The organism is Mesorhizobium sp. LNHC252B00 (genome assembly GCF_000502955.1).
Lineage (GTDB): Bacteria > Pseudomonadota > Alphaproteobacteria > Rhizobiales > Rhizobiaceae > Mesorhizobium.
Map to the genome: position 1 here is coordinate 36,525 of NZ_AYWO01000036.1, position 18,259 is coordinate 54,783.

16 protein-coding genes are annotated in these 18,259 nt (G+C 63.2%); 10 read left to right on the forward strand and 6 right to left on the reverse strand.

The genetic code is table 11. The features are described 5' to 3' along the window. Positions 1–138: 138 nt before the first annotated feature. Positions 139–1,374: a TadE/TadG family type IV pilus assembly protein gene (locus X744_RS143275; RefSeq protein WP_023762295.1), complete on the reverse strand. Its 1,236-nt coding sequence runs from the start codon at positions 1,372–1,374 to the stop codon at positions 139–141. Positions 1,375–1,693: 319 nt separating this feature from the next. On the opposite strand from X744_RS143275, the gene X744_RS143270 reads away from it, so the two are divergent. Further along, positions 1,694–2,554 (forward strand): TIGR01459 family HAD-type hydrolase, encoded by an 861-nt coding sequence (locus tag X744_RS143270; RefSeq protein WP_031261120.1) that lies wholly within the window; start codon positions 1,694–1,696, stop codon positions 2,552–2,554. Between the two features lie 6 nt (positions 2,555–2,560). Further along, a complete protein-coding gene (locus tag X744_RS143265) occupies positions 2,561–3,541 on the forward strand; it encodes a bifunctional riboflavin kinase/FAD synthetase (protein WP_023762297.1) in 981 nt (326 codons plus the stop codon). Positions 3,542–3,599: 58 nt separating this feature from the next. Here X744_RS143265 and X744_RS143260 read toward each other — a convergent pair whose 3' ends face one another. Then, positions 3,600–4,154 carry an HdeD family acid-resistance protein gene (locus tag X744_RS143260; RefSeq protein WP_023762298.1) on the reverse strand — a complete coding sequence of 185 codons (555 nt, stop codon included), beginning with the start codon at positions 4,152–4,154 and terminating at the stop codon, positions 3,600–3,602. A gap of 191 nt (positions 4,155–4,345) precedes the next feature. Here X744_RS143260 and X744_RS143255 point away from each other — a divergent pair, with 191 nt between their 5' ends. The 3 genes from X744_RS143255 to X744_RS143245 all read left to right on the forward strand — a co-directional run bounded on the left by X744_RS143255 (position 4,346) and on the right by X744_RS143245 (position 9,314). Beyond that, complete coding sequence (locus X744_RS143255; protein ID WP_023762299.1) at positions 4,346–5,152, forward strand: MipA/OmpV family protein; 807 nt, start codon at positions 4,346–4,348, stop codon at positions 5,150–5,152. A gap of 306 nt (positions 5,153–5,458) precedes the next feature. Continuing rightward, complete coding sequence (gene ileS / locus X744_RS143250) at positions 5,459–8,422, forward strand: isoleucine--tRNA ligase (RefSeq protein ID WP_031261123.1); 2,964 nt, start codon at positions 5,459–5,461, stop codon at positions 8,420–8,422. 211 nt (positions 8,423–8,633) lie between these two features. Further along, complete coding sequence (locus X744_RS143245; protein WP_023762301.1) at positions 8,634–9,314, forward strand: hypothetical protein; 681 nt, start codon at positions 8,634–8,636, stop codon at positions 9,312–9,314. 47 nt (positions 9,315–9,361) lie between these two features. Here X744_RS143245 and X744_RS143240 read toward each other — a convergent pair whose 3' ends face one another. Beyond that, the gene (locus X744_RS143240) at positions 9,362–9,811 is read right to left on the reverse strand and encodes a nucleoside deaminase (RefSeq protein ID WP_031261124.1); all 450 of its coding nucleotides are present in this window, start codon (positions 9,809–9,811) and stop codon (positions 9,362–9,364) included. Positions 9,812–10,051: 240 nt separating this feature from the next. Between X744_RS143240 and X744_RS143235 the strand changes: the two genes are divergently transcribed. From X744_RS143235 to X744_RS143215, 5 genes are all read left to right on the forward strand, one after another. After that, positions 10,052–12,166 (forward strand): pseudouridine synthase, encoded by a 2,115-nt coding sequence (locus X744_RS143235; RefSeq protein ID WP_023762303.1) that lies wholly within the window; start codon positions 10,052–10,054, stop codon positions 12,164–12,166. A gap of 13 nt (positions 12,167–12,179) precedes the next feature. Continuing rightward, positions 12,180–12,734 (forward strand): 16S rRNA (guanine(966)-N(2))-methyltransferase RsmD, encoded by a 555-nt coding sequence (gene rsmD / locus X744_RS143230; RefSeq protein WP_031261126.1) that lies wholly within the window; start codon positions 12,180–12,182, stop codon positions 12,732–12,734. A gap of 114 nt (positions 12,735–12,848) precedes the next feature. Beyond that, positions 12,849–14,237 (forward strand): pitrilysin family protein, encoded by a 1,389-nt coding sequence (locus X744_RS143225; protein WP_031261128.1) that lies wholly within the window; start codon positions 12,849–12,851, stop codon positions 14,235–14,237. 4 nt (positions 14,238–14,241) lie between these two features. Next, on the forward strand, positions 14,242–15,630 hold the full coding sequence (locus X744_RS143220) for a pitrilysin family protein (RefSeq protein WP_031261130.1): 1,389 nt from the start codon (positions 14,242–14,244) through the stop codon (positions 15,628–15,630). After that, positions 15,627–16,490 (forward strand): patatin-like phospholipase family protein, encoded by an 864-nt coding sequence (locus X744_RS143215; RefSeq protein WP_023762307.1) that lies wholly within the window; start codon positions 15,627–15,629, stop codon positions 16,488–16,490. Before X744_RS143220 ends, X744_RS143215 begins: the two co-directional genes overlap by 4 nt. Before the next feature lie 228 nt (positions 16,491–16,718). Here the strand turns inward: X744_RS143215 and X744_RS143210 are convergent, their stop codons facing one another. The 3 genes from X744_RS143210 to X744_RS143200 form a co-directional block, all read right to left on the reverse strand. Then, entirely contained in the window at positions 16,719–17,327 is a 609-nt protein-coding gene (locus tag X744_RS143210; protein WP_023762308.1) for a DNA ligase, read from the reverse strand. Positions 17,328–17,460: 133 nt separating this feature from the next. Next, complete coding sequence (locus tag X744_RS143205; protein ID WP_023762309.1) at positions 17,461–17,748, reverse strand: hypothetical protein; 288 nt, start codon at positions 17,746–17,748, stop codon at positions 17,461–17,463. A gap of 17 nt (positions 17,749–17,765) precedes the next feature. Then, positions 17,766–18,259, reverse strand: a 494-nt coding sequence (locus X744_RS143200) for an ATP-binding protein (RefSeq protein ID WP_023762310.1), incomplete at its 5' end; no start/stop codon positions are given.

Genomic DNA, 18,259 nt, shown 5'->3' on the forward strand with positions numbered 1-18,259 from the left:
CGTGATCCCGCGAGCGGTCAACATGTGCCTGTCCCGGCAGGCGCGCGCAAGAGCATGGCTGCGCCAGCCGTTGCGCCAGTTGGTTGCCGATGCCTCTGGATCAGCCGACGATGTCGCTCAAACGTTCGGAGGCGCCTCTCATTTCGCGAGAGTAATGCGGCGGCTGGCATACATCTCGCGATTTCCAAGAGCGGCCGTGCAATCCGTTCTGACGGATGAGTTTCCCGTCATCTGCACGGTCTTGCCAACAAGCCTCAGGCAGTCGCCTTGGCCGCTCATATCCGAGTTGCCGGCGTAGGAAATGGGAGCGTCAGGCGCATAGATGAAACCGCTGATCACGGAATTTGCGCCGCCATTCAGCGTCAGGGCGGACGTGTTCCCGCGATCCTCGAAAATGGTGATGCCGGCGTAAGGGCCGCTGGTCGGCGGGGAAAGGTTCACCTGCTCATTGGCGTTTATGTAGATCTGTGCGCCCTCCATGAGGAATATAGTCACGCCCTGGCCGGTCAGGCTACCGTTGCCTCCGGGCTTGATGGCGGTGCCGCGCAGGATGTAGACGCCCGGATCAAGTGTGATGTTTCCCGACAATGTTTTGTCGCAATAGGTGCCGGGCGACAGCCTGTAGGTCTTGCCGTTCCCGTTCGGGACCGGCAGACACAATGTGAAGGGAGGAGGGACGACGTCGGCCAAAGGATCAAACGACGCATATTGATGTTCGAGCGGCGTTCCACAGGTGAGATTGGCGTTGGGTAACGAAAGGCCGGAAGTGCCGCCGACGGTCGAGACGCAGCCCGCTGAAACCAGCGCGGAACCGCCTCTGTTCACAGCATCGGACGCATCGGAGTTTGCCGCGATCACGCAGTTGGTCATCGAGACATTGGTCGAGCCCTGCAGGCTCACGGCGGCCGATGCCTGCGGATCGAGCGCCAGCACGCAGGCTTGCGCGCCGGGTTCCAGTTTGACCGAGGCGGAGCGGTGAGCCGGCCAGGACGGCGCGCCGCGGATAAAGCTTGCTCGGCTGATGCTGGAGGAAACCGAAATGTAGTAGGCGCTCGCGTCCCCGCTGGCTGCCGCCGAAAAGTTGGAGACGCTGCCCGAATATTCTTGCTGGTCGGCGGCGCTCATGTTGGCCGAGAAAAATGTCAGCCCGAGCGCCCGGACATTACTTGCCGTCATGCCGGGCGAGTACTTCGTGCCGACTGCGAGCCCAGCCGCGTCCAGTGAGTTCTGCAATACCGCGGCGTCGTCGCTCGTGCCCACCAGATCCATGATGCCGGCCACGCTGATCATTATCGGCAGCATCGCTATGGCGGTCGCCAAGGCAAAGTTGCCGCGCCTGTCGCGCGCGAATCTGAGGATCATCGCCTTCAGCATCCCTGCCCAGAAGCCAGTTTTCGGCATGACAATGCTGACAAAATGCTAAATTTCATGTTGCTGGATGTCTCAAAGGCCGGCCAGCTTTTTGATGGTTCGTTAACCATGCCGGCTCCGACGGCGCAATAATGCGCCGCCGTGACAGCTCTCTGAAGCGGCGAAAACATTGGCGCCGCGCTCCTTTGTGCGAGGCATCCGCTACCGCTCCCGCGGCCACGCTGAAAGCGGGTGACAGGCCGGGGCGGTTCGGCTAATCCGAACCGGCTGCGGCGAACCGTCGGCCGTGGTGCTCGTGGTGATCATGACTGAAGGAAATGGCATGGCGGATTCGCCTGAAATCATCGGCTCGCTCGAAGACGTGTCGAAGACCTATTCGGCAATCCTGTGCGATGTCTGGGGCGTGGTCCACAATGGCGAGAGCCATTTCCCGGTGGCGGCCTCGGCGCTTGCGAGGGCTCGAGACGTAGAAATCCCCGTCGTCCTGATCACCAATTCGCCGCGCAGAAGTGCCGATGTCGTGGCGCAGATGAACGCGATCGGCGTTCCACTATCAGCCTACGACCGGGTGGTCACGTCAGGCGACGTGACCCGAGATTTGATCGCCGAGGGCCCGCGCAAGATTTTCCATATCGGCGCCGACCGTGACTTCACCCTCTATGAAGGTCTCGACGTCGAACTTGTCGAGGAATTCGAGGCGTCCGGCGTCGTCTGCACCGGTCTATTCGATGACGAGGTTGAGAAGCCCGAGGATTACGCCGAGCTTCTGCGGCGGCTGCGCGCCAGGAACCTGCCCTTCATCTGTGCAAATCCTGACATCGTGGTCGAGCGTGGCGAACGCCTCATCTGGTGTGCCGGCGCGCTGGCACGCGATTATGCCCAACTCGGCGGCCGCACATTGATCGCCGGAAAACCCTACGCGCCGATCTACAACGTCGCCATGAAGGAGGTTGTGGAGCTTCTCGGCCGGCCGGTCGAGCGCGGCCAGGTGCTGGCCATCGGCGACGGCATGATGACGGATGTGAAGGGCGCCGCCGACAATGGCTTCGACGTTCTCTATGTCTCCGGCGGTATCCATGCCCGTGACTATGGCGATGCACTGCAACCGGATCCGGCAAGGCTGGCGGCCTTCCTGGAAAAGCATGGATATCGTCCGGTGGCCGTCATTCCCAGACTGCGGTAGGTGACTATGGCAGCTTTCCAGCACATTCTCGCAACCGAACCGCTGCCCGCCGACCTGCGCGGCGGCGTGGTGGCGATCGGCAATTTCGATGGCGTCCATCGCGGTCATCAGGCGGTGCTCGAGCGGGCATTGACTGAAGCCGGGCGGCGCGGGGTGCCGGCCCTGGTGCTGACATTTGAACCGCACCCGCGCAAGATTTTCAGGCCTGATATACCGTTGTTCGTGCTGACGCCGCCGCCGATGAAAGCGCGGCTCCTGTCCCTGCTGGGTTTTGCCGCGCTCGTCGAACAGCCGTTCACACGCGACTTCGCCTCGCTGTCGGCAGAAGCATTCGTGACCGATGTGCTGGAAAAGAACCTTGGCATAACCCACTCCGTGACCGGGTTCGATTTCCATTTCGGCAAGGATCGTCAAGGCGGTCCGGCCTACCTGATGGCAGCCGGCGAGCGTCACGGCTTCGGCGTAACGCTCGTCGACGCCTTCCGTGACGAGGGCGCCGAGGTGATCTCGTCCAGCCGCATCCGCGGGTTGCTGAGCGAGGGCGAGGTGGCCGAGGCTGCCGGACTGCTCGGCTATCGCTTCACCGTCGAAAGCGAGGTGGTCGGCGGCCAGCAACTCGGCCGCACACTTGGCTTTCCGACCGCGAATATGAGGCTGTCAGCCGAAGCCGCCCTCAAGGAGGGCATCTATGCCGTCAGCTTTCGCCGCGCTGATGGCACGCTTCACGATGGTGTCGCCAGCTTCGGCCGTCGCCCGACGGTTGACGACAATGGTGCGCCGCTGCTGGAAACCTTCGTCTTTGATTTCTCCGGGGATCTCTATGGCGAGATCTGCCGAGTTTCCTTCTTCGGGTTCCTGCGCCCCGAGGTGAAGTTCGAAGGGCTCGACGCGCTGGTCGCGCAGATGAAGCGCGATGAAGCCGAGGCGCGCACGCTGCTTGCCGGCGTCAAACCGCTCTCCGACCTTGACGCAGCCATAGCCTTTTGAAGCATGATCCCGAAAAGTGGGAGCCAGTTTTCGGACCAGATCATGCGCAAACGGGACACTACCTTTTCAGCGCCAAACCGACGGCAATAAAGGTCCAGCCTTGGAAGATCAGGTCGATCGCCAGGAAGAGCCCGAGCACCCACAGGCTGTTGACCGGCCAGCCCATGGCGATGATCAGGCCGGCAAGTGCGCTGACGACACCGGCCGCAACGACCCAGCCCCAGCCGCGTTGCGGCCGGTGGCTGTAGCCGACCCATGCCCTGAGCACGCCTGACGCGACCAGCGCGATCGCCAGCAGGAACGTGAGCACCGCCGAGGCAAGCAGCGGATTGTTGAAAGCGAAGAAGCCTGCGACGGCATAGAGCAATCCGCTGAGCAGCCAATAGAAGAAGCGGCCCCACGTCTTGACCCCGAACGCATGCACGATCTCGATGACGCCCGCCACCAGCATCAGCCATCCCACGACATAGACCGAAGCCACAGTGGCGATGAACAGATTGCCGAATGCAATGCCGCCGAAGATGAGCAGCAGCACGCCGAGCGCGACAAACCACCCCCATTTTGTCCGGGTCTGTTCGATCGCGATTTTCAAGGCGTCGCCATTCAGGGTCATTGTCGCGGTCTCCACCAAGGGCTGCGGGATGCTGCCGGACGTTAGTCCCGGCGCCGGTCAGCGTCCAGTCGATGGCCGGCAGTGAGGGATCGTCGCAAACCCAGCCGATGTCTCGGGTTTAAATCAAATTTTACCAAACGGCCGTCAAAGCTGTCATCGGTAACGGTGTGCGTCGTGTTAGTGGAGTGGCCATGAGTCCGGTCGGAAAAATCTCTCTGGTGTTGGCCGCAGCGCTGCTCGGTTGGGCGGGCACTGCCAATGCGGGCGAGGGCAACTGGTTGTCCGGTGACTGGTATCTGACAGTTGGCGCCACGGGCATGGTGGCGCCGAACTTCGAGGGCGGCAAGAAGTACCTGCTCAGCGCTTCTCCGATCATCTCGTTGGGCAAGGCCGGACCGGCGGCACGCTTCACCTCGCGCAACGACAACATCTCGCTGGCGCTGGTCGACGATGGCAGTGTCCGTGCCGGCCTGACCGGCAAGTTCCTGTTTTCCCGTGACGATGACAACGCCGATGAACTGAAGGGCCTCGATCCGGTGCGCTGGGGCGGCGAGGCTGGCGGCTTCTTCGAATTCTATCCGACCGATTGGCTGCGTGCCCGCGCCGAACTTCGCCACGGCATTCGCGCTCACAACGGCTTTGTCGCCGACATCGCTGCCGACGCCTTCTACGATGTGACGCCAACCCTCAGGATTTCGGGCGGTCCGCGCGTTTCCTTCGCCTCGGCCAACTATTTCGACGCCTATTATGGCGTCAATGCGCAGGAAGCCGTGGCCTCGGGCCTTAGCGAATATCACCCCGGTGGCGGCCTGAAATCGACCGGCCTCGGCGGCGCCATAACCTGGAAGGTGACCGAGCCGATGACCGCCAGCCTGTTTGGCGAATATTCGCGCCTGATGGGACCGGCCGCCGATTCCAGCCTGGTCAAGGAACGCGGCGACCGCAATCAGTTCATGATCGGCGTGTCGACCACCTATCGCTTCGATTTCACGATGTAAGTGAATCGAACGAGACGCTTTATTCCTGCGCTCATCTCCGCTAAAAGCCGGGGCATGACGAGCTTTTCGCGCCTTTGCAGGCTGACGATACGAATTATGAGCCCGGTGTTCCGGGCGGCCTGAACGGTCGCCGGAGCCGCCGGGAATGTTGCGCGCGGCCTCTCGCGCTTTTTCCAGATCATAAGGCATGTCGCCCAAAAGTGGCCCCGGTTTTGGGAAAACGACATGCGCAAAAAGTATAGTTCAACGCCCGAGCTCCTTTGCTGCCGGGCAAATGCACATGGCAGACCAATGACCGATACAGCGATGACCGACACCAAAGAAACGATCGATTATTCCAAGACGCTTTATCTGCCGCAAACGGATTTCCCGATGCGCGCCGGCTTGCCGGAGAAGGAGCCGCTGCTGGTCAAGCGCTGGCAGGATATGGACCTCTACCGCAAGCTGCGCGAAAGTGCTGCCGGCCGCACGAAATACGTGCTGCATGACGGCCCGCCCTACGCCAACGGCAACATCCATATCGGCCACGCGCTGAACAAGATCCTCAAGGACGTCATCACCCGCTCGTTCCAGATGCGCGGCTATGACTCGAACTATGTGCCCGGCTGGGATTGCCACGGTCTGCCGATCGAATGGAAGATCGAGGAGCAGTATCGCGCCAAGGGCAAGAACAAGGACGAGGTGCCGGTCAACGAATTCCGCAAGGAATGCCGTGAATTCGCCGCGCATTGGATTTCGGTGCAGGGCGGTGAGTTCCAGCGGCTCGGCGTCATCGGCGACTTCAAGAATCCCTATACGACGATGGCATTCCACGCCGAGGCGCGCATCGCCGGCGAGCTGTTGAAATTCGCCATGTCGGGCCAGCTCTATCGCGGCTCGAAGCCCGTGATGTGGAGCGTGGTCGAGCGCACGGCGCTTGCCGAAGCCGAGGTCGAGTATCAAGACTATGAGTCCGACACGATCTGGGTGAAGTTTCCGGTCGCCAGCCTCGTCCGCCCAATCGAAGGGGGCGAGACCAAACTGACGGAAGGAGCGCTCGATCTGCTGCAGGCCCATGTCGTCATCTGGACGACGACGCCGTGGACGATCCCGGGCAACCGGGCAGTCAACTATTCGCCGCGCATCAGCTACGGCCTCTACGAGGTAACGGCGGCCGAGAACGCGTTCGGCCCGCAGCCGGGTGAAAAGCTGATTTTTGCCGATGCATTGGCCGAAGACTCCTCGGCCAAGGCCAAGGTCACCCTGGATCGATTTCGCAGCGTTTCGGCGCAAGAGCTTGGAAGCCTTACGCTTTCGCATCCGTTCAAGGGGCTTGGCGGCGGCTACGAATTTGCCGTGCCGATGCTCGTCGGCGACCATGTCACCGACGACGCCGGCACCGGCTTCGTCCACACAGCTCCCGGTCACGGCCGCGAGGACTTTGACGCCTGGATGGATGCGGCGGTGGATCTGCGCGCACGCGGCATCGACAGCGCCATCCCGTTCACCGTCGACGACGGCGGCTTCTTCACCAAGGACGCGCCGGGTTTCGGACCGGACCGCGAGGGTGGACCGGCGCGCGTCATCGACGACAACGGCAAGAAGGGCAATGCCAACCAGGCCGTCATCGACGAGCTGATCAAGCGCAATGCGCTGTTCGCGCGCGGCCGAATGAAACACTCCTACCCGCATTCCTGGCGGTCGAAGAAGCCGATCATCTTCCGCAACACGCCGCAATGGTTCGTCTATATGGACAAGGATCTCGGCGACGGCTCGACGCTGCGCAGCCGCGCGCTGAAAGCGATCGACGACACCCGTTTCGTGCCCGCCGCCGGCCAGAACCGCATCCGCGCAATGATCGAGGAGCGCCCCGACTGGGTGCTGTCGCGCCAGCGCGCCTGGGGCGTGCCGATCGCCGTCTTCGCAGATGCCGACGGCAATGTGCTGAAGGACGAGGCGGTCAACCAGCGCATCATGGACGCATTCGAGAAGGAGGGTGCCGACGCCTGGTTCGCCGCCGGCGCCAGGGAACGCTTCCTCGGCAATCACGATGCTTCCAGGTGGATGCAGGTGATGGACATCCTGGACGTCTGGTTCGATTCGGGCTCGACCCACGCGTTCACGCTGGAGGATCGTCCGGATCTGAAATGGCCGGCCGACGTCTATCTCGAAGGCTCCGACCAGCATCGCGGCTGGTTCCACTCCTCGCTGCTGGAAAGCTGCGGCACCAGGGGCAGGGCGCCTTACGACACCGTCGTCACCCATGGCTTCACCATGGACGAGGACGGCCGCAAGATGTCCAAGTCGCTTGGCAACACCGTGGTGCCGCAGGACGTCATCAAGCAGTCGGGCGCCGACATCCTGCGCTTGTGGGTGGTGACGACGGACTATTGGGAGGATCAGCGCCTCGGCAAGAATGTGCTGCAGACCAACATCGACGCCTACCGCAAGCTGCGCAACACCATCCGCTGGATGCTGGGCACGCTTGCCCATGACGATGGCGCGGAGGTGCCGCTGGAGAAAATGCCGGAGCTGGAGCGGCTGATGCTGCACCGGCTCTCCGAGCTGGATGAGATCGTGCGCGCGGGCTATGACGCCTTCGAATTCAAGCGCATCACCCGCGCACTGCTCGATTTCATGGTGGTCGAACTGTCGGCCTTCTACTTCGACATCCGCAAGGACGCGCTCTACTGCGACGCGCCGTCGAGCGTGAAGCGTAAGGCTTCGGTGCAAGTGGTGCGCCATCTCTTCGACTGTCTGGCGAAATGGCTGGCTCCGATGCTGCCCTTCACCATGGAAGAGGCCTGGCTTGACCGTCATCCTGACGCCGTCTCGCTGCATCTCGACCAGTTCCCGCAAATCCCGGCGGACTGGAAGAACGAGGCGCTGGCCGAAAAGTGGCGCAAGGTGCGGCAGGTGCGACGCGTCGTCACCGGCGCGCTGGAGATCGCGCGCGCCCAGAAGGTGATTGGGTCGTCGCTGGAGGCGGTGCCGGTCGTCACCATCAACGATGCGGCACTCGAAGCGGCGATATCGGATGTCGACATGGCCGAGATGGCGATCACCAGCGATCTGGTAATCGCTCATGGCCAAGCGCCTGCGGGAGCCTTCACGCTTGACGACGTCAGGGGTGTCGCCGTGGTGGTCGAAAAGGCCGAGGATCGCGGCCTGGTGAAATGCGCACGCTCCTGGCGCTACACCGCGGATGTCGGTCAGGATCCGGAATTCCCCGACGTTTCGGCGCGCGATGCGGCGGTGCTGCACGAATTGAAGGCGCTTGGCCGGCTTTAACAGGCCGGCCAGCCAGGTTGATGTGTGCACAAATGCCACGCCGGGCGGGCGAAAACCGCCCGCGCGTTGCCCTTAACGACTGGTTGAGGTAAACACGCGAAACTCCGGAAGACAAATTGTCGCCGGATTTCAGTCGCAAGTGCTTGGACGATGGGGACCGGTCATAACGCCGGTGGCAATCGAGAGGCTGTCTAGAGTGGGACTTTTTGGCATGACCGAGAGATATAAAGCGCGCCTGGCGCTGCTGGCGCCGCTTGTCGCATCGGGCCTGGCTTTGTCCGGCTGCATGGGCTCTCCGACCTATGGCACCGACAAGACCGCCGGCGAACAGCTGGCTGGCGATCTGACCGGCGCCTTTTCGATCGCGCCGAAGCACAAGGAACAGATCGATTACAAGCCGCGTCCGACGCTGGTGAAACCGGTGCCAGGCCAGAAGGAAGCGCTGCCGGCGCCGCAGGACAACATCGAGACGGCGAGCGCCGAATGGCCCGAATCGCCCGAGCAGCGCCGCGCCCGCTTGCGCGCCGACGCCACCGCCCACCAGAACGACCCGGCTTACCAGTCGGAGATCGTCGACGATGTGCAGACCGACCCGGCCTCGGTGAAGAAGGCAATGGCGGATTCAGGCTCGAGCCACCCGCCGGCGTGGAGCCCAGCCGATTCAGACAAGGGTCGCGCCGCCGAGATCCAGCGCCGGCTTGCCGACAGCAAGCAGGGCGACCCGAACACCCGCAAATATCTGAGCGAACCGCCGGTGCAGTATCGTGTCGCAGCCGGCACGGCGCCGCAGAACGAGCTTGGCGAGGACGAGTACAAGAAGGAACGCCGCCTGAAGAAAGAGGCGGAGGGCAAGAAGGGCAGTGGCTGGTTCGACTGGCTGCCGTCGCTCTAAAAACGGACGGTCTGCGTTGCCTGCCGCTGACGGGCCTTGCGCCCGGTTCAGCCGCGCCGTTCCTCGAAAAATCCTTTGAGCAATAGGGCCGCTTCGGTCTCGCCGATGCCTGGATAGATGTCGGGCGTGTGGTGGCAGGTTGGCGAGGCGAAGAAGCGCACGCCATTGACCACCGCGCCGCCTTTGTCATCGGCGGCGCCGAAATAAAGCCGGCGCAGCCGGGCAAAGGAAATAGCGCCGGCGCACATGGCGCACGGCTCCAGCGTTACATAGAGATCATGGCCGGTCAGCCGCTCGGCTGACAGCTTGCGGCAGGCTTCGCGGATGACCAGCATCTCGGCATGCGCCGTGGGGTCGGCAAGCTCGCGGGTGCGGTTGCCGGCACTGGCAATGACCGTGCCGCCGTTGGCGATGACGGCGCCGACCGGCACTTCGCCGCGCAAGGCTGCCGCTTCCGCCTCTTTCAGCGCCATCGCCATGAAATCCGGTCGCTTCACTCGGTGTCCAATCCGATTATCTCCTCGCCACCCCAGGCTTTTGGTTTTCGTTTGTCTTGCCGGAAAACCGGTCTCCACTTTTCCCTGACAAACTCTGATGATCCTGTTATTGAGCGCATCAACCCGAAAATCGGACTCGATTTTCGGAAATGATCATGCGCCAAATCAAAGTGCTACAGCGTTCGTTGCGCGCCCGAGAGGATGCGCCACGCTGTAGCAGCGCAAACGGACAAAGGCCACATGGACGACAACGACAAGAAATTCCGACCCAAAAAGGGTCCGGCCAGGAGCGGCTCGAAAGCGGCGGGACCCCGCGGCCGTGATGGCGCCGCCGGCAAGGGCGGCAAGCCGTCCTTTGGTGCCAAGAAACCTTACGCTCCCCGCGGCGATCGGCCGACGGCTGCCGAGGGCGAGCGGCCGAAGCGCGACTTCAAGGGCGGCGACAGGCCATTCAGCAAAGGACCGCGTCCCGAAGGCAAGCCTTTTGAGAAGCGTGAGGGACCACGCAAGCCCTACGCACCGCGTGGCGACCGTCCGATGGCGACTGAAGGCGAGCGCAAGCCGTATGAAAAGCGCGAAGGACCACGCAAGCCCTACGCACCGCGCGGCGGCCGGCCGATGGCGGCTGAAGGCGAACGGCCGAAGCGCGACTACAAGCCGCGCGAAGCCGGTGAGGGTGACGCTCCGCGCGGTGAGAGACCATTCCACAAAGGCCCGCGCCCCGAAGGCAAGCCCTATGAGAAGCGCGAAGGGCCACGCAAACCCTATGCGCCTCGTGGCGACCGCCCGGCTGCAGGGGCAGGCGGCGAAAAGCGCTTCGACCGTCCCAAGCGCGATTTTGGCGACCGTGCGCCGCGCGACGCCGCCGATCGACCGAAGCGCGATTTCGCTGATCGCCCCAAGCGCGATTTCAGCGATCGTCCCAAGCGCGACTTCAGCAATCGGCCGCAAACTGCATCCGGCGCCGGCTTCAGGCCGCGCCCGCATTCCGCGGAAGCGACGGAAGAGGCAGGCGAACGCATCGCCAAACGGCTGGCGCGCGCCGGCCTGGCCTCGCGCCGTGATGCCGAGGAGCTGATCGCCGCCGGTCGCGTCAAGGTCAATGGCCGCGCCCTGACGTCGCCGGCCTTCAATGTGATGCCTGATGACATCATCCATCTCGACGGCATGGAAATCCCGCCGATCGAGCGCACCCGCCTGTTCCTGTTCCACAAGCCGGCAGGCGTGGTCACCACCAACCGCGATCCCGAGGGTCGCAAGACCGTCTTCGACGTGCTGCCGGCCGAACTGCCGCGGCTGATGACCATCGGCCGGCTCGACATCAACACCGAAGGGCTGCTGCTGCTTACCAATGATGGCGGCCTTTCGCGCGTGCTCGAACTGCCGGCCACCGGCTGGCTGCGCCGCTACCGCGTGCGCGTCCACGGCAAGGTCGAGGAGAGCGCGCTTGCCGGCCTGCGCGAAGGCATTGCCGTCGACGGCGTCTTTTACGGCGCCATCGAAGCGACGCTCGACCGTGAGCAGGGTACCAATGCCTGGCTGACGATCGGCCTGCGCGAGGGCAAGAACCGCGAGGTCAGGAACATCCTCGGCTCGCTCGGCCTTGATGTGACGCGGCTGATCCGCATCTCCTACGGTCCGTTCCAGCTCGATGACCTCGCCGAGGGCCATGTGCTGGAGATCAAGGGCAGGGTGCTGCGCGACCAGCTTGGCGAGCGCCTGGTCGAGGAATCCGGCGCCAATTTCGACGCCGAGGTTACCAAGCCGTTTTCCAACAAGCCGGTGCGTCGCACCGAAATCCGCGAGCCGGAGCCGGAACGGCCAAAATTCACCCGTGACGGCGAGCGCCGTCCGATCGGCGAGGGCGGTTTGATCAAGAACCGCAAACGCCGCGAAGGCAGCCGCGACGAGGCATTGGGCAAACTGTCGACCAGTCCCGACAGAAGCTCCGGACCGGAAAAGAGTTTCGGCGAACGCGGCCCGCGGCCCGAGCGCAGCTTTGGCGACAAGCCCCGCGGCAATTTTGGCGACAAGCCGCGCGGCGGCTTTGGCGACAAACCGCGTGGTGCTTTTGGCGGCAAGCCCGGTGGCAAGAAATCCGAGCGCGAGCAGCGGCCGATCGAGCCGCCCGGCCAGCGCAAGGCCAATGTCTGGATGGCGCCGGGCGCGCGGCCGATCGGCAAGGGCAGGGCTGAAGCCGACGCCGCCAAGGCCGCTGACGCCAAGGCGCGCAAGGCGTCGTTCAAGCCGTCCTACGGCAACCCGGCCGGCGCAAAACCATTCGGCAAGCCGAGAGGCGAGCCGGGCGGCGACGAGCGGCCGCGCGGCGGCCCGAAGGGTCCCAGAACGAAATGAGGCCCAAAGCGAGATGAGAATCGTCGGCGGTGAGTTTCGCGGGCGTCCCTTGGCGACGCCTCGCTCAAGCGCCATCCGTCCGACGACCGATCGCACCCGCGAGGCCGTCTTCAATGTGCTGGCGCATCGCTTCGCGGAGAAACTGGACGGAGCGCGCGTGCTCGACCTGTTCGCCGGCACCGGTGCGCTCGGGCTGGAAGCACTGTCGCGAGGTGCGTCTTACGGCGTCTTCATCGAGGAATCGGCCGAAGGCCGCGGCCTGATCCGCGACAATGTCGAGGCCTTCGGCCTGACCGGCCGTACCAAGATCTTCCGCCGTGATGCCACCGGCCTCGGCGAGGCCGGCACGCTTGCGCCCTTCGGCCTCGTCTTCGCCGACCCGCCCTACGGCAAGGGTCTTGGCGAGCGTGCCCTGCAGTCGGCCAAGGCCGGCGGCTGGCTCCGTCCCGGCGCGCTGTGCGTGGTCGAGGAGGCCGCAGTGGCGCCCTTCGAGCCAGGCCCCGGCTTTTCCGTGCTGGATGAGCGCAGTTATGGCGAGACCGTGATCCGCTTCATCGAGGCGGGCTGATAGCTTTTGACGCCCGGCCTCTTTGCCGCCGCCTTTGACGGCAAGATGGCCAACAATTCACTTTGCTTGTGGTCCATACCCTGCCTATCGTCTGCCAAGGAAATCGGAGCATTGATGACATCTAGAGCTGAATGGCTGCGCGGGACTCTGCTGGCGACCTCGCTGGCTTTCGTCATGACCGGTCCGGCGCTGGCCGAGAGCCTCGTCTTGCCCGATACGATTCCAGCCACGTTCAAGGTCACGGATTTCCTGCTCGACAACGGCTTGGAGGTCGTCGTCATTCCCGACCACCGCGCGCCGATCGTCACCCATATGGTCTGGTACAAGATCGGCAGCGCCGACGAGCCGCCGGGCAAGTCCGGCATTGCCCATTTCTTCGAGCACCTGATGTTCAAGGCGACGACCCATCATGCGGCCGGCGAGTTCGACCGCGCCGTCTCAGACATCGGCGGCTCCAACAACGCCTTCACCTCTTACGACTACACGGCCTTCCATGAGACGGTTGTGCCGTCGGCGCTCGAGCTGATGATGAGCTTCGAGGCCGACCGCATGCGCAACCTCATCCTTACCGACGATGTCATCAAGACCGAGCGCGACGTCATCCTCGAGGAGCGCCGCTCGCGCATCGACAACAATCCCGAGGCGGTGCTGGACGAGGAGGTCGACGCCACGCTGTGGCAGAACCAGCCCTATCGCATTCCGGTCATCGGCTGGATGCAGGAAATGCAGCAGCTGAACCGCACCGACGCCACCGCCTTCTATGACAAATACTACCGGCCCAACAACGCCGTGCTGATCGTGGCCGGCGATGTCGAACCTGACACGGTGCGGGCGCTTGCCGAAAAGACCTATGGCAAGGTCGCGCGCGGCCCCGATTTGCCGCCGCGCATCCGCCCGGTGGAACCGGAGCAGAACACCAGGCGCACGGTAACGCTCGCCGATGCCCGCGTCAGCGTGCCGAGCTTTTCCACCCAATGGGTGGTGCCGTCCTATCATTCGGGCAAGCCGGGCGAGGCGGAAGCGCTCGATCTGCTGGCGGAAATCCTCGGCGGCGGCAACCGCAGCCGGCTCTACCAGGCACTCGTCGTGCAGCAAGGCATCGCCTCCAACGCCGGCGCCTATTTCCAGGGCACCATGCTCGACGACACCAATTTCACCATCTACGGCTCGCCGCGCGGCGATGCCAAGCTCGTCGATATCGAGGCGGCGGTCGATGCCGAAGTGGCTCGCATCGTCAGGGATGGCGTGACGCCCTCGGAACTGGCAAAGGCCAAGGACCGCTATATCAGGTCGATGGTCTTTGCCCGCGACAAGCAGGATTCCATGGCCAACATCTACGGCTCGACGCTGGCCACCGGCGGCAATGTGCAGGACGTCCAGCAATGGCCGGATCGCATCGGCAAGGTCACCGCCCAAGACGTCAAGGCCGTCGCCGCGCGCTATCTGGTGCTTGCCCGGTCGACGACCGGTTATCTCTTGCCGCAGCAACAGGCGGGGAATTGATTTGATGACGAACACGAACGCGATGCACGCCGGCGCGCCCTTACCTTCTCCCACAAGAGGAGAAGGAAGAGCGCTCGCCGCCCTCGTAACCCTCTTCCTCTCCATCGTCTTCCTGATCCTGCCGGCACTCACGGCGCGCGCGATGGACATCCAGTCCGTCACCTCGCCAAAGGGCATCACCGCTTGGCTGGTGGAGGACTATTCCGTGCCGGTCGTCGCCATCCGTTTCGTCTTCGGCGGTGGCTCGACGCAGGATCCGCCGGGCAAGGAAGGGTTGGCCAACCTGATGACCGGCCTGTTCGACGAAGGCGCCGGGCCGCTGGACTCGGAAGACTTCCAGATCAAGCTCGACGATGCCGGTGCCGAGATGAGTTTCGAAGAGAGCCGCGACGGCACCTACGGCTCGATGCGCATGCTGGCCGAGCAGCGCGACGAGGCGTTCGACCTCCTGCGGCTGGCGGTCAACGAGCCGCGCTTCGACCAGTTGCCGATCGACCGCATCCGGGCTCAGATACTGTCCGGCATCATCGCCGGCGAGAACGACCCCGATACGGTAGCGCAGAGCAAATGGGCGCGGGCACTCTACGGCGACCATCCCTATTCCCGCTCGGACGAGGGCACCAGGGAGAGCATCGCCACCATCAAGCCGGACGACCTGAAAGCCCTGCACAGGGCGGTGTTCGCGCGCGGCGGCCTGCATGTCGCCGTGGTTGGCGCCATCGACCCCGAGACGCTGAAGAAGAAACTCGACATGGTGTTTGGCGGCCTGCCGCAAAACCAGGCGCTCGCTCCCGTGGCCGATATCGACCCCAAGCTGGCGCAGCATGTCGAGGTCGACTACGACCTGCCCCAGACCTCCCTGCAACTCGCCTATCCCGGAGTGAAGCGCAAGGCGGCGGATTTCTTTCCCGCCGTGCTGATGAACGAGATCCTCGGCGGCGGCACCTTCACCTCGCGCCTGTTCCAGGAGGTGCGCGAAAAGCGGGGGCTGGCCTATAGCGTCAACTCCTCGCTGATCAACCAGGACCACGCCAATGCGCTGATCGTCAGCACCGGGACCCGCTCGGACCGGGCGGCCGAGACGCTGGGTGTCGTCCGCGATGTGGTCGAGCAACTCGCTGATGAAGGCCCGACCGAAGCGGAGTTGGCGGCGACCAAGAAATACATGATCGGCGCCTACGCCATCAACAACCTGGATTCGTCGAGTGCCATTGCCTCGACGCTGGTCGAGCTGCAGCTCGACGGTCTCGGCATCGACTACATGCAGCGCCGCGCGAGCTACATCAACGCGGTGACGCTCGACCAGGTCAAGGCGGCGGCGAAAAAGCTGCTGACCGCAGAGCCGACCATCATGGTCATCGGCCCGAAACTGGCAGGGGCCGGCAAGGGATGAGCCCGACCTTCGGCATCGCCTTCGGCGGCGGCGGTGCGCGCGGGCTGGCGCATATCCATGTCATCGAGGCGCTGGACGAACTGGGCATCAGGCCCGTGGCGATTGCCGGCTCGTCGATCGGCGCCATCATGGGCGCCGGCATGGCCGCTGGAATGACCGGCAAGGACATCCACGACTATGCCCGCGCGATCCTCGGCCGCCGCGCCCAGGTGGCGAGCCGCATGTGGCGGGCGAGGCCGGGCACGATCGCCGAAGCCATGCAGGTCCGCGTCAGCCAGTTCAACGTCGAACGCATCCTGAAGGCCTTCCTGCCCGAAGCCATTCCCGAAACTTTTGCCGAGCTCAAAATTCCGCTGAAGGTGACGGCGACGGACTATTTCGGCCACAAGCTGGCCGTCTTCGACGATGGCGACCTGCACTCGGCACTGGCGGCGTCAGCGGCCATACCCGCCGTGTTCCGCCCGGTCATGCGCGACGGCAGGCTGCTGATCGACGGTGGCATCTACAACCCCGTGCCCTTCGACCTGATCGAGAACGATGCCGACATCATCATCGGCGTCGACGTCGTCGGCGCGCCGGTAGAGCTCGACCGCAAGCACCCAACCACCGTCGACCTGATATTCGGCGCCACGCAGCTGATGATGCAGTCGATCATCGCCAACAAGCTGAAGCAATGCCGCCCCGACATCCTGGTCCGCCCGGCGGTGTCGAAATACCGCGTGCTCGATTTCCTGAAGATCGATGCCCTGATGAACGAGACGGTGGATATCAAGGACGAGCTGAAGCGGCAGGTGGAGAAGGCTGTGGAGGCGCGGGCTGATGCCGCCGTCAAAGCGAGGCGGGGAAAGCTGATCGGGTGAAGATGGTGGCGTGCCGGTAAGGCCTGACGCCTATTCTGCTTGCGGACCTGGCTTAAGCGAACAAAAGGCGACATATGGGAACGGTCGCGTTTGACCCGATGCGGCCATGGGCGAGTTCACGACCGAACGGCGGCAATGCGTCTGATGTCGGTCATTCCGGCCGACTTGACCGCGTAATTGCTGGCGCCATCCTGAGGTCGTCGTTACGCCAGAAGCGGTCGTCGAAGCTCAGAAATCGGGTCCCTCGAAATATCTGGCCTTCAGCCATGTATTCGACAGTCCGCTCCTGTAGCAGCTGTCGGCGCGCTTCGAGATAATGCTTTCAAGCCCCACCTTTTCGAGGGCGCGGAAAATCGCTAGCGCACTGCCCTCGAAATGCTCGCTGTACTGGATCTTGCCGGGGCCGTGCTCAACCAGTTGCCACAGCGCCTGCTTGCGCTGCAGCAACGGCAAGGAGTCTAGATTGCGACCGTCGAGATGGAGGATGTCGAGCGCGACGAACACCAGCCGGCCCGGTTCGTTCCAGATCGCGGCTTCGAGCGAAGGGCGATCGGGAGGGCCCTGCTCGCCTGGCACAATGATCTCGCCGTCGATAATGGCAGCCCGGCATGGCAGCTCGACAGCCAGCGCGATAGGCCAGTATTTCGTGGTCCAGTCGCCGCCGTTCTTGCTGTAAAGACGCACGCCGCCTTTATCGATGATGACCTGCGTTCGGTAGCCGTCAAGATTGACCTCGTGAAGCCATCCCTCATCTTCGGGCGGCTCCTCGACCCGAGTCGGGATCTGCGGCGGAATGAACTCCAGCCGGCCGCCGTTCACCTTGGCATGCTTACTCAATGACGCCACCTTTGATCGCGCAGNGCCGAATTGTCGTTAGCTTCGCATCCACATACTTGTCCTGGCGTACATATCTCGCTCGTTGCGGCGGTCTGGAACCAGGCAGTGTTTTGGCTAATTTCGAGCGAGCTGATTAGTCCATCAAAAGCACCACAGCAGGATGCAACTTCTTCAGATTCGGCAATGATTTCGATTGCCAGGGTATGTCGGGCGTTCCACGCACGACCAGTCGAACACCGGGATGCTTGCGCACCTCGATGGTAAATTTCGCCAGCAGGTTGATGCCGGAAGAGTTGAGAAAGTGGAGGTCNAACGCCGTGACAGGCGCACCGGCGTCGGAACTGGCAAGCCGCATTGCACCGTCGAAGAAAATTTCGCTTCCTTCATTCCATACGCGGTAGTCGTCTGTCTTGATTTCCATAGCTAGCTTCGTTTCATTTAGTTGTGAATTTGCGAGATCGGAATGGAGGCATATGTCTCCACGCAAATCCGATCGCTTTCGTCGGCGGCGCTGAATATCCAAGCCAGGCGCGCGCCGTAGTCGCTCATCAACGTCAGCAATCCAACTCCGGAGCCTCCTACGTCGGGGTTCGCGGCATTGGCCTCAATTCGCTGTATCAGCAGGTCCATGGGGTCGCCAACCGTGATGTCCGCCAGGAGACTTTGGAACTCGGACGCATCTTCACCATCGACGTCATTCGACACCTTGAGCTTGAAGCATTCCGAATCCATCGACGCCTCGATCAAGATCTCACCCGGTGCGCGAAACTTGACGGCATTTTCGATGAGTTCGTTGACCAGATATCCAATGCTGTGCCGCACTTCCATGTAGTCATTGCGGGACGACCGGAAGCGCAACGCGAAAAGATCGGCGATGAAGTCCGAGGTCGTGGCACAATGACGCCAACTCAAGTCGAGAGGTCCGTCGAACA